This window comes from Flavobacterium anhuiense (assembly GCF_900101855.1).
Classification (GTDB): Bacteria; Bacteroidota; Bacteroidia; order Flavobacteriales; family Flavobacteriaceae; genus Flavobacterium; species Flavobacterium anhuiense.
Genome location: NZ_FMVC01000006.1, coordinates 206,121 through 231,516, shown reverse-complemented (window position 1 = coordinate 231,516; position 25,396 = coordinate 206,121). Strand labels below are relative to the sequence as shown.

Below are 25,396 nucleotides of genomic sequence, written 5' to 3'. Positions count from 1 at the left end.
TGGCTTTTAGAATAAGAATAATCATAAAAAAAACAAAAAAACCTATACCGTTATTACACAGTATAGGTTTTAATATTTTTAAAACAAATGTGCTTTATTCGTTCTCAATTTTTTTCGGAGAATCTTCAATTTGAAGTGCTCCCGAAGTCAATAAAGGCTGATTGTAAGCATGAGCTATTGAAGCTTGCTGACGTATGTAAGCCATTTTTATGGCCGCGATTGCAGCTTCGGTTCCTTTGTTTCCGTGCACTCCTCCGCTTCTATCAATTGACTGTTGCATATTATTATCTGTTAAAACGCAGAAAATAACTGGAATATCAGTCTGAACATTCAAGTCTTTAATTCCTTGTGTAACACCTTCACAAACAAAATCAAAATGTTTTGTTTCTCCTTGAATTACGCATCCAATTACGATAACCGCATCAACATTTTGAGTCTGAAGCATTTTTTTTGCTCCGTAAATCAACTCAAAACTTCCTGGAACATTCCAACGGATAATTTGCTGAGCCGGAACATCGCAATCAACTAGAGCGTCAAAAGCACCATTATAAAGTCCTTCAGTTATAGTATCATTCCATTCAGAAACAACAATCCCAAACCGAAAGTCTTTCGCGTTTGGGATTGTGTTTTTATCGTATTCTGATAGATTTTTATTTTGAGTAGCCATCTTATATATTTTAGATTTTTTATTTTAGAATTTAGATTCTTAATTACAAATCTACAATCTAAAATCTAAAGTCTAAAATTTTTATTGCGCTAATCCGATCAAAGCATCAACAGATGCCGCTTCTGGAGTACTGTCGTAATTATCTTTAATGTCGTTGAAATATTTCAATGCATCTTCTTTTTGCCCTAAAGCTAAAGCTGTTTTTCCAGCTTTTAACAAGAAACGAGGCGTTGTAAAATCATTTTTATTAGACTCAGCAGCTTTTACATAAAAATCTAAAGCTTCTTTTTGCTGATTTTTTTGAGAATAAGCATCACCTGTAGCCCCTTTAGCCAAAGCACTTAAGATTGCGTCTTCAGATTTAAATTCACCTAAATATTTAATTGCCTCATCAAATTTACCCGTATTTAGGTAAGCAATACCTGCATAGTAGTTTGCTAAGTTTCCAGCGTCTGTTCCAGAATATTCTTCAGCGATTTTAATAAATCCGAATTTACCTTCCGAACCATTTAATGATAATTTGAATAATGAATCGCTAGAAACACCGTTTACAGCTTTCTCAAAGTTTTGCTGCGCAACAAACATTTCACTTGCAGCTTCTTCTTGTTTAGGAGTTTCAATAAATTTTTGGTAAGCCAAATATCCAATTGTAGCGACTGCAATACCTGCAACTAAACCAATAATGATTTTCTGATTTTTAGCCACCCAATCCTCAGTTTTTGAAGCCGTTTCATCTAATTTTGAGAAAACTCCAGCCGTTGTACTGTCTTTTTCGTCAATAATTACTTGCTGCTCTTCAGTAACTACCTCTTTTACTTCCTTTTCTTTTGGTGTCTTATATCCTCTTTTATTGTAAGTTGCCATTTAAAATTTATTTAGTGAACGGCAAAAATAAAATTTTTCTTGAAACTGAGGTAAAAAATTTCAATTTTATCACTATTTTAAAAAAAATATTTTCCGTATTCGCTCATCCTTTCGCGGAAGCGGTAAAATAAATATGCCCAAGAAAGCGCCAAAGCCAATTATATTGATAATTTTCGGTAATTTGCAGCCTCAAATTTTTACTGTTCAAAAAGGGTAAATTTTATACGTGGAGTCCCGAAAAAAATGCATTTAAACAAAATCTCATTATTTAATTATAAAAACTTTTCAGAAGCAAGTTTTGATTTTGACATCAAAATCAACTGTTTTGTGGGAAAAAATGGCATTGGAAAAACCAATGTGCTCGATGCTATTTATCATTTAGCTTATGGAAAAAGTTATTTTAATCCGTTGGCGGTTCAAAATATCAAACACGGCGAAGAATTTTTTGTTATTGATGCCGAACTGGAAAAGAACGAAAGAACTGAACAGATTGTCTGCAGTTTAAAAAAAGGGCAGAAAAAGGTTTTAAAACGAAATGGAAAACCTTACGATAAATTTTCAGATCATATCGGGTTTATTCCGCTAGTAATTATTTCGCCAGCAGATCGTGATTTAATTATTGAAGGAAGCGAAACGCGCCGCAAATTTATGGACAGCGTGATTTCGCAGTTAGATGCCACATATCTCCACGAATTAATACAATATCAAAAGGTAATTACACAGCGAAATGCCCTTTTAAAGTATTTTGCCCTGAATCACGTTTTTGATAAGGATACCTTATCTATATATAACGAGCAATTGCAAGGTTACGGAAAATCGATTTTTGAAAAGCGAAAAGATTTTCTTGAACAATTTATACCTATATTTAATAAACACCATCAGGTAATAACGGGATCTGAAGAAAGTGTACAGCTGGTTTATGAAAGCCATTTATTTGAAAAAGATCTTTTAACACTTTTACAGGAAAATATAAATAAAGACCGTGCACTTCAATATACAAGTGTAGGAATTCACAAAGACGATTTGTCTTTTGAAATCGACTCGCATCCGATAAAAAAATTCGGATCGCAAGGACAACAGAAATCTTTTCTAATTGCTTTGAAATTGGCTCAGTTTGAATTTCTAAAAAAACAAAGTGGCGTAAAACCCATTCTTTTGTTTGATGATATTTTTGACAAACTGGACGAAACCCGCGTTGCCAAAATCGTTGAAATGGTAAACAGCGAAACGTTTGGACAGCTTTTTATTTCAGACACACATCCCGAAAGAACCGAAGCAATTGTAAAATCCACACATCAGACATATAAGATATTCAATTTGTGACTTGTAAAATTTGGTGTAATTTGTATCAGTTTTTAGAAGTAATCACAAAATAGAAATCAGTAAATTAGCCTGAGCAAAAAACTTAAAGACAACTGCAATAAAATATACAAGAAATATGCTAACGAAAGAATCATTGCAATTTTTAGACGATTTAAAAAAGAACAACAACAGAGAATGGTTTCAGGACAATAAAAAACGATACGAAGTTTTTAAGGAAGACTACCATCAGTTGGTGAGTGATTTTCTAGATATAATGAAACCTCTTGATCCGTCGTTGGAACTTCTTGAGATAAAAGACTGCACCTTTAGAATCAATCGTGACATACGATTTTCTAAAGACAAATCTCCTTACAAATCTCATTTGGGCGTTTGGATGTCAGCAGGAGCAAAAGGTGCAAATCGTTCTGGCTATTACGTTCATATTGAAAAAGGAGGAAGTTTTATTGCAGGCGGATTTTATTCTCCTGATGCAGAAGAACTAAAGAAAGTCCGTAAAGAAATCGCTTTTTTCTATGATGATTTACAGGAAATCTTAAATGATAAAAACTTTAAAAAAGAATTTGGAAGTTTGGACGTAAACGAAAACAATTCATTAAAAAGCATGCCACGCGGTTACGAAAAAGATCATCCTGCAATTGAGTTTTTAAAATTAAAAAGTTTTACAGCAAGCCAAACCTACGATATTTCTGAGGTTACAAAAAAGGATTTTGTAAAAAAAATGAGCGAAAAACTCATTGCTTTAAAACCGCTAAACGATTTTATAAATCGCGCTTTAGATACTGAAGAATTTTAGACAAAAAAAAATCGCCACGAATTCACTAATTATTCAAAATTAATTCGTGAATTCGTGGCGAAAAAACTTTTATAATGCAAAGGAAAATACTTTTTCTTGGAGAATCTTATCGCGCTGATGCCATCACTTGGATGAAAGGCCTTAAAGAATTTGGCGATTTTGAAATCATCACTTGGGAGCTTCAAACATCAAACAATCGCAGATCTAAACGCATTTTAGAATATTTCTTCGCTCCAATTTCTATTCGAAAAATAATTAAAAAAGAAAAGCCAGACATGGTAATTGCAGAAAGAACTACTAGTTATGGTTTTCTTGCAGCATTATCTGGATCCAAAACCATTGCGATCGCACAACAAGGCCGAACTGATTTATGGCCGGAAGAGTCTAAATTATATCCTTTTAAAAAATTCATTCAGAAATATGCTTTCAAAAAAGCGCATTTAATTCATGCTTGGGGTCCTGTAATGGCAATTCACATGAAAGCAGCTGGAGTTGACATGAACAAAGTTTTGGTCCTCCCAAAAGGAATTGACCTATCACTTTTTACACCTTCAACCAATAATTCAAATAAAATTGAAGCGATTGTTACACGTTCGCTACAGCCAGAATACCGACATGATTCCATTTTAAAAGCTTTCGGAATTTTAAATCAAAAAGGAATTGATTTTTCTTTGACAATTGTTGGCGACGGAAACAGATTGCAATTTTTAAAAGATCTTGCAAAAGAACTCCAAATAGAAAACAAAGTAATTTTTACAGGAAGAATTCCGAATACAGAACTTCCAAAATTACTGCAGCAATCAAATGTTTACATCAGCATGCCTACTACTGAAGGCGTTTCTGCCTCTTTATTTGAAGCAATGGCATGTAATTGCTATCCTATTGTTTCTGACATTCCTGGAAATCAAAGCTGGATTACACATCGAGAAAACGGGCAATTGATTGAAGTTGACAATATCGAAATGCTGGCCAATGAGTTAATTTGGTCTTTTGAAAATGCTGAATTACGAAACGAGACGATTATTCGAAATAGAAAATTTGTAGAAGAAAATGCGAATTATGATATTAATATGAAGGTTATAGCCGATCGATATCATAAATTGATTAATTCGAGAAAATAATTTAACCGCAAAGTTCGCAAGGGTTTACGCTATGAACGCGAAGCTTAGCGAACTTTGCGCAAACTTTGCGTCTTTGAGGTTAAACCAAAACTTATAATCCTTACTTTTGACTCAGATTAAAAAGCCTTTTATTTATGGAAATCCAATCCAATTTTTCTTTAAAAAAATACAATACTTTCGGCATTGAAGCTAGTGCTAAACAATTTGTTGCCGTTCATTCTATTACTGAATTGAAAACCATTTTGTCAGCAAACAAAAACGAGAAAAAATTCATTCTTGGCGGCGGAAGCAATATGCTTTTAACCAAAGATATTGACGCATTGGTTATTCATATTGATTTAAAAGGCAAAAAAATCATAAAAGAAGACGACGATTTTGTTTTGGTTGAAAGTCAGGCGGGCGAAACTTGGCATGATTTCGTTCTTTGGACGATCGACAATAATTTTGGCGGATTAGAAAATATGTCTCTGATTCCTGGAAATGTTGGTACAACTCCAGTTCAAAATATCGGTGCTTATGGAACCGAAATTAAAGACACTTTTGTTTCTTGCGAAGCGATGAATATTGCAACTCAGGAAATGAAAACTTTCAATAACGCTGAATGCAACTTTGGCTATCGCGAAAGCATCTTCAAAAATGAAGTAAAAGACCAATATATTATTACTTCGGTTATTTTTAAACTGACTAAACGCAATCATAAAATCAATACTTCTTACGGGGATATTTTGGCAGAATTAGCCAAAAACAATATTACAGAACCCACTTTAAAAGATGTGAGTAATGCTGTAATTGCCATAAGACAAAGCAAACTGCCAGATCCGAAAGAATTAGGAAATAGCGGAAGCTTCTTCAAAAATCCGATTTTATTGAAATCTGATTTTGAGAAAATCCATCAGAAATTCCCAGAAATGAAATTCTACGAAGTTTCAGAAACCGAAGTAAAAGTTCCAGCGGGATGGCTGATTGAACAAGCAGGTTTTAAAGGAAAGCGTTTTGGAGATGCCGGAGTTCACAAAAATCAAGCTTTAGTTTTGGTGAATTACGGAAACGCAACAGGACAGGAAATTTTAGCTGTTGCGAAAGAAGTTCAGAAAACTGTTTTTGAAAAATTCGGCATTCAGATTGAAGCGGAAGTGAATGTGATTTAAAACACAAAATTTCACTAATTGTCACGAATTTAACCCATTGTCAGACTGAGCGGAGTTGAAGTCTTCGCTATAAAGCATTTCGACTCCGCTCAATGTGACAAATTGTATAAACAACAAGATCATGTATACACCAGATTTATACAAAAACGAAAATCAGGAAGAAATAAGAGCTTTTTTGAAAGAAAACAGTTTTGGAATCCTGATTAATCATACTAACGGAAAGTTATGCGCAACGCATATTCCGATTGAATTGGAATTGAATGCTGATGGAAAAGAGATTCTTCAAGGTCATATTTCAAAACTAAATCCGCAAGCTGAAGGTTTTAGAGAAAATGATCAAGTTTTGGCTGTATTTACGGGTCCGCATAGTTATATTTCTTCTTCTTGGTATGATCACGAAAATGTTCCGACTTGGAATTATATAGCCGTACATGTTTATGGAAGAATCAAGATTGTAGATTATGAAAATTCGGTAGAGCAGTTGAAAAAGCTTGTAGACAAATACGAAGTGAATTCTAAGAATCCTGTGCGTGTTGAAATTTTATCTGAAAAAACCATGCGCGAAGCAAGAGGAATCTTTGGTTTTGAAATCGAAATTGAAGAAATTCAAGCTACAAAAAAACTCTCCCAAAATCGCGACGATCACAATTATAAAAACATAATTTCGGAATTGGAAAAAACCGAAAACCCTCAGTCTATTGCTGTTGCAAAAGAAATGTCAAAATGCCGAAAGTAAATCGGCTTTGGCTATTGAATTTAGCGAATTGATAAGTACATTTGCAGTCGCAGAACGTGAAATTAATAGAACCTAATAAATCAGATGCTTATATACATATTTTACTTTTTTATTGCTATTGTCGTAGTTCAATTATTTTATTATTTAGGAGTTTTTGGCAAATTTGCTTTTGCCAAACCACAGCATGTGAAACCTAAAAATCTTCCGGTTTCTGTAATTGTATGTGCTAAAAATGAAGAAGAGAATGTAAAAAAATACGTTCCGCTTTTGGCGCAGCAAGATTATCCAGATTTTGAAATTGTATTAATTGACGACGCATCTAGCGATGAAACTCTTGAAGTTTTTGAAGAATTTGAAAAAGAATTCTCTAATATCCGTCTAGTAAAAGTTGAAAACAATGAAGCTTTTTGGGGAAATAAAAAATACGCTTTAACGCTTGGGATAAAAGCTGCAAAGAAAGATTATTTACTTTTTACAGATGCAGATTGTTTTCCAAACTCTAAAGATTGGATTACTTCTATGGCTTCGCAGTTTACGATGAACAAAACAATCGTTTTAGGTTACGGAGGTTATGAAAAAGTAGAGCGTTCGTTTTTAAACAAAATTATTCGTTTTGAAACTGTCCTAACAGCACTTCAATATTTTTCATGGGCAAAAATAGGACTTCCTTACATGGGAGTTGGAAGAAATCTTGCCTACAAAAAAGAAGAGTTTTTTAATGTAAATGGTTTTATCGATCATATTCAGATTCGCTCTGGCGATGACGACTTATTCATTAATCAGGCAGCAAATAAAGCGAATACTACAATTTCTTATACACCTGAAAGTTTCACCTATTCAGAACCTAAGAAAACTTATAAAGAATGGTTTACTCAGAAAAGAAGACATATTTCTACTGCAGAACATTACAAGTTTTTTGATAAAATGCAGTTAGGATTATTTTTCCTATCACAATTATTTTTCTTTATTTTAGTTATTATACTGTTAGCATTTCAATTCCAATGGATTGCCGTATTAGCAATTTTAGCTACACGCTATACTATTGTGTGGACAGTCGTTGGATGTTCAGCAGGAAAATTAAAAGAAAAAGATATTAAAATTTGGTTTCCGGTTGTTGAGATAGCGCTTATATTAACGCAAATTAATATCTTTATAACTAATATCTTTTCAAAACCAGTATATTGGAAATAAATTCTAAAATAGAAAAAGCAAAAAAAGGCGATCAGATCGCCTTTACTTTTTTATTAGATCATTATTGGAATGAGGTGTACTCGTTTATGCTCAAACGTACCGAAAACGAAACCACCGCAGAAGATATTACGATAGAAACTTTCTCTAAAGCTTTTGACAAAATTGCTTCTTATAATCCAGAATTTCAGTTTAATACCTGGCTTATCGCCATTGCAAAAAACGTCTATATTGATTTGCTTCGAAAAAAGAAAACCAATCTTTTTATAGAAATCACGGACAACGAAGACCAACAGGCCTACAACATTGCCGACCCTACTCCATCTGCAGAAGACGCTTTAATCAAGGAACAGAATCTTTCCCGTCTGCTCTTATGCATCAAAGAACTCAAACCGCACTATCAAGAAGTAATTCAGCTTCGTTATTTTCAAGAAATGTCTTATCAGGAAATTGCTACTAAGATTGATGAGCCATTAAGCAGTGTTAAGGTAAAACTTTTACGCGCTAAAAAATTATTGGCCGAAATTATCGAACGTAATAGATAATTTATTATCTTTAATCAAAGAATAAATTATTCTCATATTTATTCTTAAAATAAAAACATTTCCACAACATTAAAACTACAACTTTTCGTTGCTAGCTCAAACCTAAACCTTTTCTGCGTATGATTTAAAGTTACTTAACCTTAAAACCCAAAAATTATGTCTAAATTAAGCATTTATGAAAACAAGTGGACCGATCTTGTTTTCGAGAACAAAAACAAGGAATACGGCGCGTACCAATTACGCCAAGAAAATTCTAAAAATTCTGTTACAGCTCTCTTTATGGGTTTATTGTTATTAACGGCTTTAGGGAGTGCATCTGCACTTATTAGCAAATTTAATTCCTCAGTAGTTCCAGTCGAGCCAGAACCAATGATTTACGACCCGATAACGCCCGTAAACATTGACCCTACTGTTGTGCCACCGCCGCCAGCACCACCTGCACCGATTGTAGAACAAACTGCAGCAAGTCAAACAGATGCGATTCAATTAACCAATCCTGTTGTTGCAAGAACTCAAGACGCTGTACAGGAGATCGCACCTAATACAGAAAATGCACCAGTTGTTGAAAACGCTAACGGAACAGGAACTTCGGTAAATGTATTGCCTACAACAGGAAGCGGAGGAGGAAATGGTGACGCTGCTTCAGTTGCACCACCAAGCAATGAACCTGTTTCAACAGCTATATTGGATAAACTTCCTGAATTTCCGGGCGGAATTGCTCAGTTCTACAAATATGTTGGAAACAATTTCCGCAGACCAGAACTTGACGTAGAAAAAACACTAAGAGTGTATGTTTCTTTTGTGGTTGAAAAAGATGGATCACTTACAGACATTATTGTAAAGAATGATCCTGGTTATGGAATGGGGAAAGAAGCCATTAGAGTTTTAAAATCATTAAAAACAAAATGGGCTCCTGGAATTCTAGACGGAAAACCAGTTAGAACTGCATACAATCTTCCTATCACAATAAAAACAGAAGTCGAATAATATAAATATTTTGAAAAGTGAAAGAAGCAGGACTTAGGTTCTGCTTTTTTGTTACATTTAATTCCTAAATCAAAACTAAAAATCAACTAAATGCCTTTCACTTTTTCGCATCCTGCAATAATTCTTCCTTTGAGATATTTACCAAAATCATGGTTCTCTCTAACAGCATTAGTAATTGGAAGCCTAACACCAGATTTTGAATATTTTTTGCGTATGAGAGTTAAAAGCGATTACAGCCACACTCTAAATGGTATTTTTTGGTTCGATTTACCTCTTGCTCTTTTATTGACTTTTCTTTTTCATAATCTTGCTAGAAATCTATTATTTCAAAATCTTCCTTCATTTATCAGAAGTCGAATTTTGATTTTTACAGATTTCAACTGGAATGTTTATTTTAAAAGAAATTGGCTTATCATCTTAATCTCTTTACTTATTGGAATATTTTCTCATATTTTGTGGGATGCCTTTACCCATAAACACGGCTATTTTGTGAATCAAATTGAAACTTTGAAAAGCACGATAGCAATCTTTGGAACAGAAATCCCATTCTGGAAAATAGCTCAGCATTTAAGCACATTTATTGGAGCTGTAATCATATTAATAACTTTCTTTAATCTTCCGATAAAATTTACTTCTCCAATTCCGATTAAAAAATTCTATTGGGTTTCCGTGATTTTATTTACAACCGCAATCTTATTTATGAGATTTATAATAACCCCAAAAGATTTAAACATTGGGAATTTAGTTGTGACTTTTATATCATCTTTCCTAATCGCAATAACATTAGCCCCATTAATAATTAAATTTAATTCAACCCAAAAAAATTAACAAAATCCACTACATTTACTCCTTCAAAACGGAAATCATTTTAACTAAATTAAAACAAAGTAATGGGAATATTTTCAGCTATTCTTGGCAATGCAGGTTCTGTAAGTCAAGAAGATTTAATTAAAAAATACGGGCAGCTTTTAACAGCAAATGAAGAAATTGAAATGGGTTTTAAACTTATTCGCGACACTTTCATTTTCACCAACAAAAGGCTAATCTTAGTAGATGTACAAGGAATCACAGGAAGCAAAACAGAATACAAATCTATTGCTTACAAAAACATCACAAGATTCAGTGTAGAAACTGCAGGAACATTTGATCTAGATGCAGAATTAAAAATCTGGATTTCTAGCGAACAGCAGCCAAGCATTGTAAAACAATTCAATAAATCCGTTAATGTTTATGAAGTGCAAAAGATTCTTGCTTTTCATGTACTAGGATAAAAAAAAAACAAACCCAGCAAATGAAATTGCTGGGTTTTATAATTTAAGAAACAACTCTTATTTCTTTTTTGTGGTAGTTGTTTTCTTTGTGGTTGTCTTTTTTGCAACTGGAGCTGTATTTACAATTTTTTGCTGTACATACGGTTTATACAAACCATCTTTCTCTGCTCTTTTTTTGGCATCGTCAGCCCTTTTCTTTGAATCTGGATGCGAGCTCATCATTTGGTCAATAAATGAAGCCTCAGAACCTTCACTCATTTTTGCTAAAATTCTAAACGCAGATTCTTCAGCATTTACATCGTAACCATTTTTCTTCATGAAATTGTAAGCAAATAAATCTGCTTCCGATTCTTGTTTACGGCTGTACTTGCTGTCAATAATTGCACTTCCAATTTTTCCAAGTTGGCTGTCTGTAACTGTCGCTACAGTTGCCGATTGAGAAGCCGCACCATCCATTAATGCTTCTTTCTGATAAGCCGCACGAATTGCATCTCTAGAATCGTTGTTTGCTACGTGTCCAATCTCGTGCCCGATTACAGCGATTAATTCATTATCATCCATGATATCCATTAATCCTGAATACACACGAACGCTTCCGTCTGCGGTTGCAAAAGCATTTACTTCTTTTAATTTATATACTTTATAATTTAAAGTAAATCCGTCTCCCGATGCATGTTTTCCAAAAACACGATTTAATCGTATTGCATAACCATCAGTTGGCCCAGCAATTTCATGCTCTGCATCTAATTTAGCTACCGCTTCTTTAGATAATTTTGCTGCATCGGCATTACTAAAAGTAAAACCAGTGACCCCTTTTTGAACTGCCCCAATTGCTTTATCTCCAAAATTAATCTGTGCAGTCATTTTAGTTAAACCAAATGCTGTAAATAAAAGTCCTACTATTATAAATTTCTTTTTCATATTTTTTATAATTACAATTTAACAACAAATGTAGCATAACAAAATGCTATTTTAAATTCACACAAAACTTGTTTTTCAACAAATAAAGATATAACATTTTTATGAACTGATAATCAACTATAACCGATTTTGGTTCTATACTAAAAAAGAAAAAACCGGCAAATTATTAGATTTACCGGTTTTGTATTATGTAGCGCTTATTTCTTCTTTGCAGTACTTGTTTTCTTTGTTGTTGCAGTTGTTTTCTTTGCTGCTGTTACTGGAGCTGTATTTACAATTTCCTGTTGCTCATACGCATGATACAATCCGTCTTTTGTTGCTCTTTTTTTAGCCGCGTCAGCTCTTTTTCCAGAATCAGGATGAGAGCTCATCATTTTAGTCATAAAAGACGCCTCCGCTCCTTCGCTTAAATTTTGAAGAATTCTAAAAGCCGACTCTACAGCATTCACATCGTAACCATTTCTTTTCATGAAATCATAAGAGAAATTATCCGCCTCAGATTCTTGTTTTCTGCTATGTTTGCTATCAATCATAGCGCTTCCTATTTGCCCTAATTGAGATTGGGTAAGAGTTTCTACTTTTCCTGATTGAGACGACGCAACATCTAATAAAGCTTCTTTTTTATAAGCTGCTTTTATAGCATCTCTTGTATCATGATTAACAACATGTCCGATTTCGTGACCGATAACAGCAAGCAACTGGTTATCATCCATAATATCCATTAAACCTGCAAACACACGAACACTTCCATCAGCACATGCAAAAGCATTAATATCTTTTACTAAATACACTTTATAGTTTAAAGTAACTCCTTCGCTTGTAGTATGTTTCCCAAATAAACGGTCTAAACGAATTGAATATCCATTTTTTGGATCTGCAACAGGATTGTTTGCATCCAATTCTGCAATAGATTGTTTTGCTAAAGCCGCAGCGTCTGCATCACTAAAAGTAAATCCTGAAACGCCTTTTCCTAAAGCTCCCATAGTTTTATCTGAAAGTATTTGCGCATTTGTTTTAGTAAGGCTTAAAATTGCAAATAAAGCTCCTAATACAATAATTCTCTTTTTCATGGTTTTAAAACTGTTAAATTAACAGCAAAATTAGTATTGCATGAATTTTGCAAGTTCCCAAGAAGCCAAATTTGTAACAGATTAAGACCGAACTTTTATATTCCACAAAAACCAAATGAAACATTAAAACATCAGACATAAATCAAAAAAAGCAACCACAAAATACACTTAAAACAATTTATTAACACTTGATTTATATTATCCTCAATATCTTCTATAAATATGATATGTAAAGGAAAAGCAAATAAACGTCTCAAAATAAACTACATTCCGTATCTTTGTACTTTGAACATTGATATATGGAAACAGTCGCTGAAAATACACAAACCACAAAACCAAAGTGGTTAAAAGTAAAATTACCTATCGGACAAAAATATACTGAACTTAGAGGTTTAGTTGATAAATATAGTTTAAATACCATTTGTACTTCTGGAAGCTGCCCAAATATGGGAGAATGCTGGGGTGAAGGAACAGCGACTTTTATGATTTTAGGAAATGTCTGCACGCGTTCTTGCGGTTTCTGCGGGGTAAAAACCGGAAGACCTGAAACGGTAGATTGGGACGAACCTGAAAAAGTAGCGCGTTCTATTAAGATTATGAATATCAAACATGCTGTCATTACAAGTGTTGACAGAGATGATTTGAAAGATGGAGGCTCTATCATTTGGATGGAAACTGTGAGAGCTATTCGTAGAATGAATCCTCAAACTACTCTTGAAACTTTAATTCCAGATTTTCAAGGAATTGAAAGAAACATAGACCGTATTGTAGAAGCAAACCCTGAAGTGGTTTCTCATAACATGGAAACAGTGCGACGTTTAACTCGCGAAGTTCGTATTCAGGCAAAATATGACAGAAGTTTGGAAGTGCTTCGTTATCTGAAAGAAAAAGGAATCAACAGAACCAAATCTGGAATTATGCTTGGTCTTGGAGAAACTGAAGAAGAAGTTTTCCAGACGATGAGAGATTTAAAAAATGCAAATGTTGACGTGGTAACAATTGGACAGTATTTACAGCCGAGTAAAAAACATCTTCCTGTAAAAGAATTTATTACTCCTGAACAATTCGCCAGATATGAACAATTTGGTCTTGAATTAGGTTTCAGACATGTCGAAAGCGGACCTCTTGTTCGTTCTTCATACAAAGCACAAAAACATATTTTATAAATTTTTAAGTTAATCGTTTAATCGTAGAGACGTTTAACGGTTTGAAAACAATTAAGCGATTAACCAATTAAACGAATAAACCAAATAATTGAAAACAAGAATTGCTATTAATGGATTTGGAAGAATTGGAAGAAATTTATTCCGATTGCTTTTAAATCACCCTGAAATTGAAGTCGTTGCTATAAATGACATTGCTGACAACAAAACCATGTCACATTTAATTAAATATGACAGTATTCATGGGGTTTTGCCATATGAAGTAAGTCATGACGAAAATAGCATCATTGTAGACGGAAGGCATTTTTTCTTTTTTCACGAAAAAAGTATTTCAAATTTAGATTGGAAATCACACTCGATTGATATTGTTATCGAATCGACTGGAAAGTATAAAACGCATGATGAACTAAATGCGCATCTTGAAGCTGGAGCAAAAAAAGTAATTCTTTCTGCTCCATCAGAAGTGGATACTATAAAAACAGTAGTTCTTGGAGTAAACGAACATATTTTGGATGGAAGCGAAAATATAGTTTCAAATGCAAGCTGCACCACAAACAATGCTGCCCCAATGATTAAAATCATTGAAGAATTGTGTGGAATTGAACAAGCTTACATTACGACTATACATTCTTTTACCACCGACCAAAGCCTTCACGACCAGCCACATAAGGATTTGAGACGTGCAAGAGGCGCCAGTCAATCGATTGTTCCAACAACTACAGGTGCAGCTAAGGCATTAACAAAAATTTTTCCTAAATTGCATAATAAAATGGGTGGCTGTGGTATTAGAGTCCCAGTTCCAGACGGTTCATTAACAGACATAACCTTCAATGTAAAACGTGCCGTTAGCATTGAAGAAATAAACAAAGCATTTAAACAAGCCTCAAAAACAAATTTAAAAGAAATATTAGATTATACCGAAGATCCAATTGTTTCGGTTGATGTAATTGGCAACACACATTCTTGTTTATTTGATGCTCAGTTAACTTCGGTTATCGACAAAATGGTAAAAGTTGTAGGCTGGTATGATAATGAGATTGGCTATTCATCAAGATTGATTGATTTAATTTTACTGATAAGAAAATAATAAGATTCATTGTAAAAGCATTGCCATACATGAAATACTGTCTTTTTATTGCTGTTTGTTTTTTTAACTCGCTTTTGTATTCTCAAGCCAAAAAGAATACGGATAGCTTGACCTATTATAACAAGCTGGCCAATTCTAATCTGAGCAATAAAAAGTACAATCAGGCTATTTTTTACACAGAAAAGTCTATTAATTTCTGTGAAGAAAATGGCAAAAAAGAGAATTTGGCCAATCAGACTTTTAAGCTTGGAAAAATTTACTACAATCAGGGAAAATTTGAAGATGCATTAAAAAATTTCCATAAAACGGTTTCTTTATTTGACACCTTAAAACCTAGCTGTACAAAAGTTTTAGCTCTGCATTATATCGGCGCAGCCAACACGGCCACAGGTGATTATAAAACAGCTGCCGTATATTACACAAAAGCTGCAGATCTACTAAAAGAACTGAACATCAATGACAATGCTGGAATTTTAGACTACCAGAAAGCCTTGGCATTTAAGACCAATAACGATCTTAAATCGGCAGCAAGAACTTTTAAGACTATTATTAAAAAACCTGACAATACTGCCAATATAAAAACCAAAATAGATGCGTATTATCAGCTTGGCTTAATTGAAAGCCAGCTTAAAAGAAATGATTCAACTATAATATATTTTAACAAAGCCTTAGATTACAACGCTAAAATCAATGATCTTCCCAAAAAAGCAAAAATCGTTTTAGCAATAAGCCAATACTACAAACAGAATAAAAATTATGATTTGGCGTATTCGTATCTAGATGAACATTATCAGCTGGAAAATTATCTTCTAAAACTAAAAAATGCCAAAATTGATTTGGACGAATATGAAAAATTCAAAAAAAATCAATCTTTAAGCAATAGCATAAAAAAAGAAAGCGAAGAAAAATTTCAGCTTAAAACCTATCGTTATTCTAAGTTAGTCAGCATTTTGGCAATTGCCTTGATTTCGATTCTATCTCTATTGAGTTTGGCTTTGTACAAAAACAATATCATAAGAAACCAAAACAATTTACTACTTCGCGAGAAAAACAAAGAATTAATTTTAGCCAAAAATAAAGCAGAAAAAGCATCAAAAGCCAGATCTGAATTTTTGTCGACAGTAAGTCACGAACTCCGGACACCGTTGAATGCCATTAACGGAATTACTCATATTCTACTTGAAGATAAACCAAAGAAAAAACAATTAAAATACTTAGAATCTTTAAAGTTCTCCGGTAATTATTTGACCACTTTTATCAATGAAATTTTAGAAATTAATAAAATTGATTCGACTAAAGCTGAAGTTGAAAATATCAGCTTTAATTTGAAAGAATTGCTTTTTAACATTCAAAGTTCGCTCAAAGAACTGGCGACAGCCAACAAAAACTACTTCAATTTAGAAATAGACAAAGCGATTCCAGACAATTTAATTGGAGACCCTACAAAACTATCTCAGATTATACTTAACTTAATCAACAATGCTTTAAAATTTACCCAAAACGGACATGTAAATGTAATTGCCAAATTATATTCGCAAGAAGAAGATAATGCAACAGTATATTTCGAAATTGTTGATACCGGGATAGGAATTCCAGAAGACAAGCTTCAATCTGTCTTTGAAAGCTTTTCTCAAGGTTCTATAGAAGTAAACAGAAAATATGGAGGAACAGGCCTTGGCCTTACTATTGTAAAAAAATTAATAGAACTTTTAGGAGGCGAGATAAAACTAAAAAGTGAAGTAGGTAAAGGCTCTACTTTTACCTTCAAATTAAATTTCAAAATTAACAACGAACCATTGGAAGTAATCGAAGAAGTAAAACCATATAACGACAAACAATTGAAAAACAAATCTATTTTATTGATCGAGGACAACAAAATCAATCAGATGATCACTCGTAAAATGCTCGAAAACAAAAACATTACCTGTGAGATTGTTGACAATGGAGAAGATGCTGTTGAGCTTTTAAAAATTAAGCGATTTGACATGATTTTAATGGATGTCCATCTTCCTGGTATTAATGGAACTACAGCAACCAAATTGATTCGCGAATTTGACAAAGCGACTCCAATTATAGCTTTAACAGCAATTTCGCTCGACGAAAACCGCGATATGCTTCTTTCTTTTGGAATGGATGATGTAATTACAAAACCTTTTGTTCCAGACGATTTCTATAGCACTATTGCTAAGTTTTTTAATTAGCTAAGGTTCTAAGTTTTCTTTTACATACTCTAAAATCGTAGCATCGAAGTCTTGCTGATGGTTAATGAAAGAGCTTTTTATTGGCAGATAATATAATTGATCAACCAATTCGGAGTCTTTCAAGCGAACATAATCTTTCTCAGTTGTAATGATTTTTCTTCCGTTTGCTTTGCGTAGAATTGAATCTAAATCTGCATCAGAAAAATGATGATGATCTGGAAAAGTAAGACATTCGTCACTCTCATTTTTTAAATAATCAAAAAATGGTTTTGGTTTTGCAATTCCAGCCAGCAACAATTTTGATTCTGATTTAATTTCGTTGACAGCAATTTTTTCATTTTTACCGAAAATGACCATATCATAATCTATAAAAGTAAAAAAGACTTGCTGTACAGCATTTAACTTCAATTTCAATCTAATTTTTGTCTGCTCTTCTTCAGTCAATATTTTAGGGCATTTTGTCACCACAACAATATTGGCTCTTTCTGCTCCGTTCCTGCTTTCCCTCAAATTTCCAGTTGGCAGCATAAAATCATCCGCATACAAATCTCCATAAGAAGTCAGCAGAATATAAAAACCAGCCTTTACTTTTCTATGCTGATAGGCATCGTCCAGCAAAATAATTTCAGGCTTTTCATCTTTCGTAAGCAATTGCTGAATTCCGTTTGTACGATTAGCATCTACGGCCACCATTACATTTGGAAATTTCTGATGAAACTGAAAAGGTTCGTCTCCCAAAATTTCAGCATTCGAATTGTCGTTAGCCAAAACAAAACCTTCCGATTTTCTTTTATAGCCACGGCTTAAAGTTGCGACTTTATATTTATCCGATAATAATCGAATTAAGTATTCTATCTGAGGCGTTTTTCCGGTTCCGCCCACGCTCAAATTTCCGACGGCAATAACAGGAAGATCAAATGAGGTCGATTTTAAAATTCCTTTATCAAAAAGAAAATTGCGGATTGAAGTAATGAATCCGTATAAAATAGCAAATGGGAAAAGTAATTTTCGAAGTAAGTTCATTTTACGAAAGTATAATTTTTTTCGTTAATTTGTTTTAGGTTTTGCACAAGTCAAACAACTTGAAACCTGAAACCAAAAACTTGAAACAAAAACTCAAAATGAAAATCAAAAATATTATATCGGTTCTTGAAGAAATGGCTCCTTTGGCTTACGCTGAAGATTTTGACAATGTTGGGCTTTTAGTTGGAGATTCCGAAACTGAATGCTCAGGTGTTTTAGTCTGTCATGATGCGTTAGAAAATGTAATTGGTGAAGCTGTTGCAAAAAACTGTAATCTTGTCGTTTGTTTTCATCCGATTCTATTTTCAGGAATTAAAAAGATTACTGGCAAAAATTATGTAGAGCGTGCCATCTTAAAAGCCATCAAAAATGATATTGCCATTTTTGCCGTCCACACCGCTCTTGATAATCATTCGCAAGGAGTCAATAAAATTTTCTGCGATGCTCTAGGATTGACAAATACAAAAATATTAGTTCCTAAAAATAATTTCATCCAAAAACTAGTCACTTATACTGTTCCAGAAAATGCCGATAAGGTTAGAAATGCAATGTTTGAAGCCGGAGCAGGAACAATTGGCAACTATGATAATTGCAGTTTTAACACTCAAGGTTTTTTTACTTTTCAAGGAAACGAAGACAGCAATCCTGTAATTGGAGAAAAAGGAAAACTTCATACTGGAGAAGAAATCAAAATCGAAGTAGTTTTTGAAAAACATCTTCAATCGCGAATTTTAAAAGCGCTTTTTGCCAATCATATTTACGAAGAAGTAGCATATGAAATTTACAATCTCGAAAATTCGCATCAAAATATTGGTTTAGGAATGATTGGTGAATTTGAAACTGAAATGGACGAAAAAGATTTTCTTCATTTTGTAAAAGATAAAATGATTGCCGACGGAATTCGTCATTCTGCTTTTTTAGGCAAAAAAATAAAAAAAGTAGCTGTCTTAGGAGGCTCTGGAAGTTTTGCTATCAGAAATGCGATAAGCGCAGGAGCTGATGCTTTTTTGACAGCTGATTTAAAATATCATCAATTTTATGAAGCCGAAAACAAGTTGCTTTTGGCAGATATTGGTCATTTTGAGAGTGAACGCTATACAAAAAATTATATTGTTGATTATCTTCGAAAAAAAATTCTTAATTTTGCAATCATTTTATCGGAAGAAAATACAAATCCAGTTAAGTACTTATAAAATATGACGAATACGAAAGAATTAAGTGTTGAGGACAAGTTAAGAGCAATATACGATTTACAGCTTATTGACTCTAGAATTGACGAAATCAGAAACGTTAGAGGAGAACTTCCTTTAGAAGTTGAAGATTTAGAAGATGAAGTTGCAGGTTTGAGCACTCGTTCAGAGAAACTGAAAGGTGAACTTGAAGTGATTGAGGAGCAAATCAAAGCAAAGAAAATTGCTATTGAGGAGCATAAAGAGGTTATTAAAAAGTACACTAAACAACAAGAATCAGTACGTAACAACAGAGAATTTAATTCTTTGACAAAAGAAGTTGAATTTCAAGAATTAGAAATTCAATTGGCCGAAAAGCAAATCAAAGAAATGAAAGCTTCTATCGAGCACAAAAAAGAAGTTATTTCTAATTTAAAAGAAAAACTTGACGCTAAGAGCTCTCATTTAAAACATAAAAAATCTGAATTAGACGCTATTATGGCTGAAACTCAGAAAGAAGAAGCATTCTTAACTGAAAAGTCTGCTGAATTTGCTGCACAAATCGAAGAAAGATTATTGGCAGCTTACAACAGAATCAGAAGCAGTGTTCGTAACGGATTAGCTGTAGTTTCTATCGAAAGAGGAGCTTCTGCTGGATCTTTCTTTACAATTCCACCTCAAACTCAGGTTGAAATTGCGTCAAGAAAGAAAATCATCACTGATGAGCACTCTGGAAGAATTTTAGTTGATACGCAATTAGCTGAAGAAGAAAAAGAAAAAATGGAACAATTGTTCGCAAAATTCTAAATATCAAGTCCCGATTAAATCGGGACTTTTTTTTTGCTTTTATTTTTGCTGTAATTCCACTAATTATCACTATTTACTTTTTTTATCTATTAATACTGAGAATAAAAATTCGTGCTCATTTGTGTAATTCGTGACAGACCTTTTTTTTACCTTTAGAAAAAAATTTAAGTTTTGGGAATTAAAAAAGGCATTCGTTTTATCACATTAAAATCAGTTGGATCTTATATTAACTTTTTGAGTTATGTGCGTCCGCAAAAGGCTATGGAACTTTCTTATGCTCTTTTTAGCCAGCCACGAATTGGGCGATTAAAAAAAGAAGAGCTTCCAAAAGTTTTGCGACATGCTGAAACAGAAATATTTCATCATAACGAACATCATTTTCAAACTTATGTTTGGAAAGGAAATGAAACTAAGATTCTTTTAGTCCACGGTTGGGAAAGCAATGCTGCACGCTGGAAAAAAACTTTGCCTCATCTTCAAAAATCTGGTAGCACAATAATTGCCATTGATGCGCCTGCACATGGACAAAGCAGCGGAAAAGAATTTAATGTGCCGCTTTATGCCGAATTCATCAATAAAGCGGTAGAAAAATATCAACCCGAAATTATTATTGGACATTCTATTGGGGGCGCTGCTTGTGTTTATCATCAATACTTATTTCCGAATACAAGCATTAACAAAATGGTTATTCTTGGCGCTCCTTCTGACTTAAAGACTTTGATTGATAATTATATTTCGATGCTTAGTTTGAATAGAAGAATGCTACCTCTTTTGGAAAGCAAATTCATAAATCGATTCAATTTTAAATTAGAAGACTTTTCAGGACAAAAATTCGCATCAGAAATTACTATTCCTGGTTTCATTGCTCATGATACTTCAGACAAAATTGTTGCTTTCGCAGAAGGAAAAAAAATAGCGCAAGGTTGGAAAAACAGTCAATTTATTGAAACTAGCGGTTTAGGTCACGGTATGCATGATGATGATTTGTATAATAAAGTGATTGAGTTTCTTTTTGAAGGTTCTGAACCATTAAGTCGCTAAGACACTAAGTTTTTCAAATCCAAAATCTACAATTAAAATGATAGCTGTAATTTTTGAAGTTATTCCTAATGAAGGAAAAAAAGAAGAATATCTGGATATCGCAGCGAGTCTGCGTCCGGAATTAGATAATGTTGAAGGATTTATTTCGATAGAACGATTTCAAAGTCTCTCCGATTCTTCAAAAGTGTTGTCTTTATCTTTTTGGCGAGATGAGGAAAGCATTCAGCAATGGCGAAATCTTGAAATGCATCGTGCCGCACAGGCAAAAGGAAGAAATGAAGTTTTTAAAGATTTTCATTTAAGAATTGCATCTGTAGTTCGTGATTACGGAATGTTCGACAGAAAAGAAACTCCAGAAGATAGTTCCATTTTTCATGATTCGTAGAAAAAAGATGCTAAGATTCTAAGTTTCTAAGTTTTTTCTAAAATCTAAAGTCTAAAATCTAAAGTCTGAGATCTAAAGTCTGAAATCTAAAATTCTAAGAAGTCTAAACTTTTAGCTACTTTTGCAGTATGGAAGAAAATTTAAAACGTCTTAATAAATTTATTGCTGAAACGGGCTTTTGTTCTCGTCGCGAAGCCGATAAATTAATTGAAGAAGGACGCGTAACAATAAATGGTGCTGTGCCGGAAATGGGAACGAAAGTTTCGCCAGAGGATGAAGTGCGCGTTGACGGAAAATTAATCGTTGAGAAAAACGAAAAAATGATCTATTTGGCATTCAATAAACCTGTCGGAATTGAATGCACGACCAATCTTGAAGTAAAAAATAATATTGTTGATTATATTAATTATCCGAAACGAATTTTCCCGATTGGAAGATTGGACAAAGCCAGTGAAGGTTTGATTTTTATGACCAATGACGGCGATATCGTAAACAAGATTCTTCGAGCCAGAAATAACCATGAAAAAGAATATACGGTTACGGTAAACAAACCGATCACTGAACGTTTTATTCAGAGAATGGGAAATGGAGTTCCGATTTTAGATACGGTTACTAAAAAATGTAAAGTCGAGCAGATCAGCAAATACACTTTTAAGATTATACTAACTCAGGGATTAAACCGTCAGATTAGAAGAATGTCTGAATACTTAGGTTATGAAGTTACGGCCTTAAAACGTATTAGAATCATTAATATCTCTTTGGACGTTCCGGTTGGCCGTTATCGTGAATTAACCGATGCTGAAATAAAAGAATTAAATCAGTTAATTGAACCTTCTAGTAAAACGGAAGAGGCTAGTTTTCCTAAGGTTGAAAGTTCGGCTTCAAGCGCAACTCCAACTAGAAGAAAAGCATTTATTTCAAAACACGATCCTCGATTTAAAAAAAGAGGTGATAATAAATAAAGAAAATCCCATTCGTTTAATATGAATGGGACTTTTTGTTATTTCTTTTCTTTATCCAAAAACTCATAATACAAAGCTTTTGACAAAAAACTTGAGTTTTGATAATTCAAAATCAATTCTTCTCTTACTGCTTCTACATATTTTCCATCCAGATTATTCTTTTGCAAATATTCACGACGAGCATCATCGTTGAAATTCAAACCGCTTAAAAAAACAGGTTCTACTCCTTTGTTTACAGAGATATTGTAATTTGTAATAAGGCTTCCCCAATTAATATAACTACACAAAAGAATTGTTCCGTAGAAATACCAAACCATCTGATTGAAAAGATAAGCGTTCGTTTTTTGTTTTCTTATCTTTTGAAATGAAACCACTAATCCGATAACAGCTAAAATTAAAAAAGCATAAACTCCAAGACGTTTGTATGTTAGGCCATAAAAAGAAACATACTCTGTATTCTTAACCATAGCACTCACAATTAAAACCAGATTTAAAACAAGCCAGGTTTTTGCCAAATTCTTTAAAGTTTTGGCTTTTTCATCAAAATTGAATCCGCCTTTAAAGTAAAACAAGATTACTCCAACTGCCATAAGAATTGAAAAAATTACAGCATTTACACGTTCGTGTGTATCTGCACTTAAATTTGTTTTTTCTACTGCTTCAAAAAACTGTTCATAGTTATAAGTTCCAATAAAAACCAAAAGCATGATATTTAGGAAAAACAATGTAATTTCTCCACTTTTCCTTTCGAAGTCCAAATCAAGAAATGAAAATGTGTTTCGGTTTTTAACTTCAGAAACATTTGTGAAATCGTTATTCAATTTTGGATTGAATTCATAACAAGCATCTGGAACCCAATAATTCCAAAAACTGAACGAGATATAAAACCCTAAAATACACATTGCAATTAATTGCGGCAGATTGATATCTAACTCATAATCTGTAAATAATGAAGAGAAATGATCGCTTCCGAAAGAGTAAACGATAAAAAACAATCCTAAAAATAGTATTGGAATAACTACAAACGCCACTAATTTTTTAGCAAAATCGTTATGAATTTTTCTTTCTGGAAGCCATTGGCTGAAAAGAAAAATACGTCCTACTGATGTAAATCCGTTTAAAATTATTAACGGAAAGATTTGAATCGTTTTGAGTTCGTCATCTTGAGTTTTAAATTGCAAAAACAGAATTGATAATGCTAAAGCAAAAAACGATGCTGCATCTCCATACCAAGCAAAAGCAAAACATGACAGAATAGAAGTCATTACCAAAATAAGGTGTGATCTGTCTACAAGCTTTTCTTGAAAGAAATAGCTAATTAAAAGCGTTAGCAAAACGCCAAAAATAGAAATATTGATACCGACAGATTCATTGTAAAAAAGCAGTATAAAAACCGCTGTACATGCGAAGATAATTTGATGTTTTTTCATGATTTTAGTTTTTAAAAGTACTTTGCAATTCAAAGTTTTTGGATAAAAAATTTTAGTTTCTAAGATTTCATTAATTTTTCGAGGTAAGAAAGGTGCTCTTTGAACGCCGCGCGGCCAAGCGGTGTTACCTGATAAGATGTTTTTGGCTTTTTGCCCACAAATTCTTTCTTAATCTCGATATATTCAGATTTCTCCAATGCGGAAGAATGACTCGCTAAATTACCATCTGTGATATTCAAAAGCGTTTTCATCTCGGTAAAATCTACCCAGTCATTAACCATCAGAACGGACATAATGCCCAGTCTGACACGGCTTTCGAAATCTTTATTTAGTTTGTCAATAATTCCCATTCAATTATTTGTATTTTTTGAACATTACCAATCCGTATAAGATATGAAGAATTCCGAATCCAAGAATCCAGAAAATCAATCCATATCCGATATAGAAAAGAGCAATTAATCCTAAACAAAGTTCGCAGAAACCTAAATATTTTACATCAGAAAAAGTATATTTTTCTGCATTAATAAGTGCCAAACCATAAAACAGCAAAGTAGATGGCGCAACCAATCCGAAGTAACCGTGATACATCATCGCTAGACAGAATACACCTCCTGCAAAAAGCGGAACTGTTAAGTTGAATAGCATTTTTTTTGTTGCAGATGTCCAAATTGGCAAATTGTATTTTCGGCTTTTTCTAATAGTGAAAAAGATTCCGAATGCAAATGCGCAAACTAAAATTCCGATCCCAATCCAGAATAATTCCGAAACCAAATTGGCAGAATACAATCTATGCTCGTCGGTCAAATAATCCATTCCATTTGCTTTGAACAACTGGCATACATAGATCCCACCAATTAAAGCCGAAAGACCTGCGAAAACTCCTGAAAGTCCGCTTAACGATATAAATCTGGAAGAGCGCTCCATCATGGAACGAATATGTGCTAAATCTTCTTGGTGCTTTTGATTCATAATTAAAGTACTTTGCGTTACAAAGTTATTATTTATTTTGAATTGGCAAATAAAAAACGTGAAAAAAATAATTGTTTTATATCTTAATCTGTACTCTGCCTTTTTAAATGTATAATCCCTACGGGATATCTTATGCGGGTATTTTGGGTTACCAATATTTAACTCCTAGCGGAGTTATCTCGGAGAGATTAAATATTGGCGCGCAAATTAATTTAATATTTGCCTTTTTGCCTGCCGAAGCCTACCGATATTTCACTCCTAGCGGGGTTATCTCGGAGAGATTAAATATTGGTAGAACAATAATTTACGTCGTTTTTTTTGTCCCGTAGGGACTATATTTAAAAGATATCCAACAAGACCTAACAGGTTTTAAAAACCTGTTAGGTCTCTCCGTAAAGTTGCGTGAGGGATAGTAGCAAGCTACCGAAGTAGCGCGGATAGCCCGACCCCGACCCGTTGAGAGGGCGCATAAGCGAAAGTATATTTGCCCTCTCGATGGGTCGGGGTCACGCCCAAGATATAAAA

General features: G+C 33.5%; 26 protein-coding genes. 18 read left to right on the top strand and 8 right to left on the bottom strand.

Features of this window, described 5'->3' with window-relative positions:
• Positions 1-94 precede the first annotated feature (94 nt).
• Positions 95-667 carry a 6,7-dimethyl-8-ribityllumazine synthase gene (ribH, locus tag BLP44_RS17050; protein ID WP_008464553.1) on the bottom strand — a complete coding sequence of 191 codons (573 nt, stop codon included), beginning with the start codon at positions 665-667 and terminating at the stop codon, positions 95-97.
• Positions 668-748: 81 nt separating this feature from the next.
• Positions 749-1,531 (bottom strand): tetratricopeptide repeat protein, encoded by a 783-nt coding sequence (locus tag BLP44_RS17045; protein WP_008464552.1) that lies wholly within the window; start codon positions 1,529-1,531, stop codon positions 749-751.
• Positions 1,532-1,774: 243 nt separating this feature from the next.
• Here BLP44_RS17045 and recF point away from each other — a divergent pair, with 243 nt between their 5' ends.
• The 10 genes from recF (at position 1,775) to BLP44_RS16995 (ending at position 10,643) form a co-directional block, all read left to right on the top strand.
• A complete protein-coding gene (gene recF / locus BLP44_RS17040) occupies positions 1,775-2,854 on the top strand; it encodes a DNA replication/repair protein RecF (RefSeq protein ID WP_091134709.1) in 1,080 nt (359 codons plus the stop codon).
• 115 nt (positions 2,855-2,969) lie between these two features.
• Positions 2,970-3,647 carry a DUF2461 domain-containing protein gene (locus BLP44_RS17035; RefSeq protein WP_091134707.1) on the top strand — a complete coding sequence of 226 codons (678 nt, stop codon included), beginning with the start codon at positions 2,970-2,972 and terminating at the stop codon, positions 3,645-3,647.
• A gap of 74 nt (positions 3,648-3,721) precedes the next feature.
• On the top strand, positions 3,722-4,768 hold the full coding sequence (locus BLP44_RS17030; protein WP_091134705.1) for a glycosyltransferase: 1,047 nt from the start codon (positions 3,722-3,724) through the stop codon (positions 4,766-4,768).
• Positions 4,769-4,902: 134 nt separating this feature from the next.
• A complete protein-coding gene (murB, locus tag BLP44_RS17025) occupies positions 4,903-5,916 on the top strand; it encodes a UDP-N-acetylmuramate dehydrogenase (protein ID WP_091134703.1) in 1,014 nt (337 codons plus the stop codon).
• Between the two features lie 121 nt (positions 5,917-6,037).
• On the top strand, positions 6,038-6,652 hold the full coding sequence (locus BLP44_RS17020) for an FMN-binding negative transcriptional regulator (protein ID WP_091134701.1): 615 nt from the start codon (positions 6,038-6,040) through the stop codon (positions 6,650-6,652).
• Positions 6,653-6,736: 84 nt separating this feature from the next.
• Positions 6,737-7,843, top strand: coding sequence for a glycosyltransferase (locus BLP44_RS17015; protein ID WP_091134699.1), 1,107 nt, complete (start codon positions 6,737-6,739; stop codon positions 7,841-7,843).
• Positions 7,834-8,385, top strand: a complete 552-nt coding sequence (locus tag BLP44_RS17010; RefSeq protein ID WP_091134697.1) for an RNA polymerase sigma factor — start codon at positions 7,834-7,836, stop codon at positions 8,383-8,385. The genes BLP44_RS17015 and BLP44_RS17010 overlap by 10 nt, the downstream gene beginning before the upstream one ends.
• A 156-nt stretch (positions 8,386-8,541) precedes the next feature.
• Positions 8,542-9,372 carry an energy transducer TonB gene (locus tag BLP44_RS17005; RefSeq protein ID WP_091134694.1) on the top strand — a complete coding sequence of 277 codons (831 nt, stop codon included), beginning with the start codon at positions 8,542-8,544 and terminating at the stop codon, positions 9,370-9,372.
• A gap of 90 nt (positions 9,373-9,462) precedes the next feature.
• Positions 9,463-10,200, top strand: coding sequence for a DUF4184 family protein (locus tag BLP44_RS17000; RefSeq protein ID WP_091134693.1), 738 nt, complete (start codon positions 9,463-9,465; stop codon positions 10,198-10,200).
• Between the two features lie 62 nt (positions 10,201-10,262).
• Positions 10,263-10,643, top strand: coding sequence for a PH domain-containing protein (locus BLP44_RS16995; protein ID WP_008464535.1), 381 nt, complete (start codon positions 10,263-10,265; stop codon positions 10,641-10,643).
• 57 nt (positions 10,644-10,700) lie between these two features.
• On the opposite strand, the gene BLP44_RS16990 is transcribed toward BLP44_RS16995, so the two are convergent.
• Together BLP44_RS16990 and BLP44_RS16985 are read right to left on the bottom strand one after the other, a co-directional pair.
• Entirely contained in the window at positions 10,701-11,564 is an 864-nt protein-coding gene (locus BLP44_RS16990) for a M48 family metalloprotease (RefSeq protein ID WP_008464532.1), read from the bottom strand.
• Between the two features lie 197 nt (positions 11,565-11,761).
• Positions 11,762-12,634 (bottom strand): M48 family metalloprotease, encoded by an 873-nt coding sequence (locus tag BLP44_RS16985; protein WP_091134691.1) that lies wholly within the window; start codon positions 12,632-12,634, stop codon positions 11,762-11,764.
• A 299-nt stretch (positions 12,635-12,933) separates the two neighbouring features.
• On the opposite strand from BLP44_RS16985, the gene lipA reads away from it, so the two are divergent.
• The 3 genes from lipA to BLP44_RS16970 all read left to right on the top strand — a co-directional run bounded on the left by lipA (position 12,934) and on the right by BLP44_RS16970 (position 17,085).
• Positions 12,934-13,800, top strand: coding sequence for a lipoyl synthase (gene lipA, locus BLP44_RS16980; RefSeq protein ID WP_008464530.1), 867 nt, complete (start codon positions 12,934-12,936; stop codon positions 13,798-13,800).
• A gap of 88 nt (positions 13,801-13,888) precedes the next feature.
• Positions 13,889-14,884, top strand: a complete 996-nt coding sequence (gene gap, locus BLP44_RS16975; protein WP_091134688.1) for a type I glyceraldehyde-3-phosphate dehydrogenase — start codon at positions 13,889-13,891, stop codon at positions 14,882-14,884.
• 29 nt (positions 14,885-14,913) lie between these two features.
• Positions 14,914-17,085, top strand: coding sequence for a tetratricopeptide repeat-containing hybrid sensor histidine kinase/response regulator (locus BLP44_RS16970; protein WP_091134687.1), 2,172 nt, complete (start codon positions 14,914-14,916; stop codon positions 17,083-17,085).
• Here the strand turns inward: BLP44_RS16970 and lpxK are convergent, their stop codons facing one another.
• Positions 17,086-18,108 carry a tetraacyldisaccharide 4'-kinase gene (lpxK, locus tag BLP44_RS16965; protein WP_091134685.1) on the bottom strand — a complete coding sequence of 341 codons (1,023 nt, stop codon included), beginning with the start codon at positions 18,106-18,108 and terminating at the stop codon, positions 17,086-17,088.
• A 98-nt stretch (positions 18,109-18,206) separates the two neighbouring features.
• On the opposite strand from lpxK, the gene BLP44_RS16960 reads away from it, so the two are divergent.
• The 5 genes from BLP44_RS16960 (at position 18,207) to rluF (ending at position 22,472) form a co-directional block, all read left to right on the top strand.
• Positions 18,207-19,301, top strand: a complete 1,095-nt coding sequence (locus BLP44_RS16960; protein ID WP_091134892.1) for a Nif3-like dinuclear metal center hexameric protein — start codon at positions 18,207-18,209, stop codon at positions 19,299-19,301.
• 3 nt (positions 19,302-19,304) lie between these two features.
• The gene (locus BLP44_RS16955; protein ID WP_008464525.1) at positions 19,305-20,084 is read left to right on the top strand and encodes a zinc ribbon domain-containing protein; all 780 of its coding nucleotides are present in this window, start codon (positions 19,305-19,307) and stop codon (positions 20,082-20,084) included.
• 171 nt (positions 20,085-20,255) lie between these two features.
• Positions 20,256-21,125: an alpha/beta fold hydrolase gene (locus BLP44_RS16950; protein ID WP_091134683.1), complete on the top strand. Its 870-nt coding sequence runs from the start codon at positions 20,256-20,258 to the stop codon at positions 21,123-21,125.
• A 37-nt stretch (positions 21,126-21,162) separates the two neighbouring features.
• Positions 21,163-21,510 (top strand): antibiotic biosynthesis monooxygenase family protein, encoded by a 348-nt coding sequence (locus tag BLP44_RS16945; RefSeq protein ID WP_091134681.1) that lies wholly within the window; start codon positions 21,163-21,165, stop codon positions 21,508-21,510.
• 128 nt (positions 21,511-21,638) lie between these two features.
• A complete protein-coding gene (rluF, locus tag BLP44_RS16940) occupies positions 21,639-22,472 on the top strand; it encodes a 23S rRNA pseudouridine(2604) synthase RluF (RefSeq protein WP_066033635.1) in 834 nt (277 codons plus the stop codon).
• A 38-nt stretch (positions 22,473-22,510) separates the two neighbouring features.
• Here rluF and BLP44_RS16935 read toward each other — a convergent pair whose 3' ends face one another.
• The 3 genes from BLP44_RS16935 to BLP44_RS16925 are packed head-to-tail and all read right to left on the bottom strand — an operon-like array spanning position 22,511 to position 24,871.
• Complete coding sequence (locus BLP44_RS16935; protein ID WP_091134679.1) at positions 22,511-23,902, bottom strand: DUF4153 domain-containing protein; 1,392 nt, start codon at positions 23,900-23,902, stop codon at positions 22,511-22,513.
• Between the two features lie 59 nt (positions 23,903-23,961).
• On the bottom strand, positions 23,962-24,252 hold the full coding sequence (locus tag BLP44_RS16930; protein WP_008464519.1) for a winged helix-turn-helix domain-containing protein: 291 nt from the start codon (positions 24,250-24,252) through the stop codon (positions 23,962-23,964).
• A gap of 4 nt (positions 24,253-24,256) precedes the next feature.
• Positions 24,257-24,871, bottom strand: coding sequence for a hypothetical protein (locus BLP44_RS16925; protein WP_091134677.1), 615 nt, complete (start codon positions 24,869-24,871; stop codon positions 24,257-24,259).
• Positions 24,872-25,396 lie beyond the last annotated feature (525 nt).

Excerpts from the sequence above, each read along its gene's own strand:
- murB (WP_091134703.1), top strand. The coding sequence starts at position 4,903 with ATGGAAATCCAATCCAATTTTTCTTTAAAAAAATACAATACTTTCGGC.
- BLP44_RS17000 (WP_091134693.1), top strand. The coding sequence starts at position 9,463 with ATGCCTTTCACTTTTTCGCATCCTGCAATAATTCTTCCTTTGAGATAT.
- BLP44_RS16970 (WP_091134687.1), top strand. The coding sequence starts at position 14,914 with ATGAAATACTGTCTTTTTATTGCTGTTTGTTTTTTTAACTCGCTTTTG.
- BLP44_RS16995 (WP_008464535.1), top strand. The coding sequence starts at position 10,263 with ATGGGAATATTTTCAGCTATTCTTGGCAATGCAGGTTCTGTAAGTCAA.
- BLP44_RS16960 (WP_091134892.1), top strand. The coding sequence starts at position 18,207 with ATGAAAATCAAAAATATTATATCGGTTCTTGAAGAAATGGCTCCTTTG.
- BLP44_RS17020 (WP_091134701.1), top strand. The coding sequence starts at position 6,038 with ATGTATACACCAGATTTATACAAAAACGAAAATCAGGAAGAAATAAGA.
- BLP44_RS16935 (WP_091134679.1), bottom strand. The coding sequence starts at position 23,902 with ATGAAAAAACATCAAATTATCTTCGCATGTACAGCGGTTTTTATACTG.
- BLP44_RS16945 (WP_091134681.1), top strand. The coding sequence starts at position 21,163 with ATGATAGCTGTAATTTTTGAAGTTATTCCTAATGAAGGAAAAAAAGAA.
- lpxK (WP_091134685.1), bottom strand. The coding sequence starts at position 18,108 with ATGAACTTACTTCGAAAATTACTTTTCCCATTTGCTATTTTATACGGA.
- BLP44_RS16990 (WP_008464532.1), bottom strand. The coding sequence starts at position 11,564 with ATGAAAAAGAAATTTATAATAGTAGGACTTTTATTTACAGCATTTGGT.
- BLP44_RS17005 (WP_091134694.1), top strand. The coding sequence starts at position 8,542 with ATGTCTAAATTAAGCATTTATGAAAACAAGTGGACCGATCTTGTTTTC.
- rluF (WP_066033635.1), top strand. The coding sequence starts at position 21,639 with ATGGAAGAAAATTTAAAACGTCTTAATAAATTTATTGCTGAAACGGGC.
- BLP44_RS16985 (WP_091134691.1), bottom strand. The coding sequence starts at position 12,634 with ATGAAAAAGAGAATTATTGTATTAGGAGCTTTATTTGCAATTTTAAGC.
- ribH (WP_008464553.1), bottom strand. The coding sequence starts at position 667 with ATGGCTACTCAAAATAAAAATCTATCAGAATACGATAAAAACACAATC.
- BLP44_RS17015 (WP_091134699.1), top strand. The coding sequence starts at position 6,737 with ATGCTTATATACATATTTTACTTTTTTATTGCTATTGTCGTAGTTCAA.
- recF (WP_091134709.1), top strand. The coding sequence starts at position 1,775 with ATGCATTTAAACAAAATCTCATTATTTAATTATAAAAACTTTTCAGAA.
- BLP44_RS16955 (WP_008464525.1), top strand. The coding sequence starts at position 19,305 with ATGACGAATACGAAAGAATTAAGTGTTGAGGACAAGTTAAGAGCAATA.
- BLP44_RS16930 (WP_008464519.1), bottom strand. The coding sequence starts at position 24,252 with ATGGGAATTATTGACAAACTAAATAAAGATTTCGAAAGCCGTGTCAGA.
- BLP44_RS17045 (WP_008464552.1), bottom strand. The coding sequence starts at position 1,531 with ATGGCAACTTACAATAAAAGAGGATATAAGACACCAAAAGAAAAGGAA.
- lipA (WP_008464530.1), top strand. The coding sequence starts at position 12,934 with ATGGAAACAGTCGCTGAAAATACACAAACCACAAAACCAAAGTGGTTA.
- BLP44_RS17035 (WP_091134707.1), top strand. The coding sequence starts at position 2,970 with ATGCTAACGAAAGAATCATTGCAATTTTTAGACGATTTAAAAAAGAAC.
- BLP44_RS16925 (WP_091134677.1), bottom strand. The coding sequence starts at position 24,871 with ATGAATCAAAAGCACCAAGAAGATTTAGCACATATTCGTTCCATGATG.
- BLP44_RS17030 (WP_091134705.1), top strand. The coding sequence starts at position 3,722 with ATGCAAAGGAAAATACTTTTTCTTGGAGAATCTTATCGCGCTGATGCC.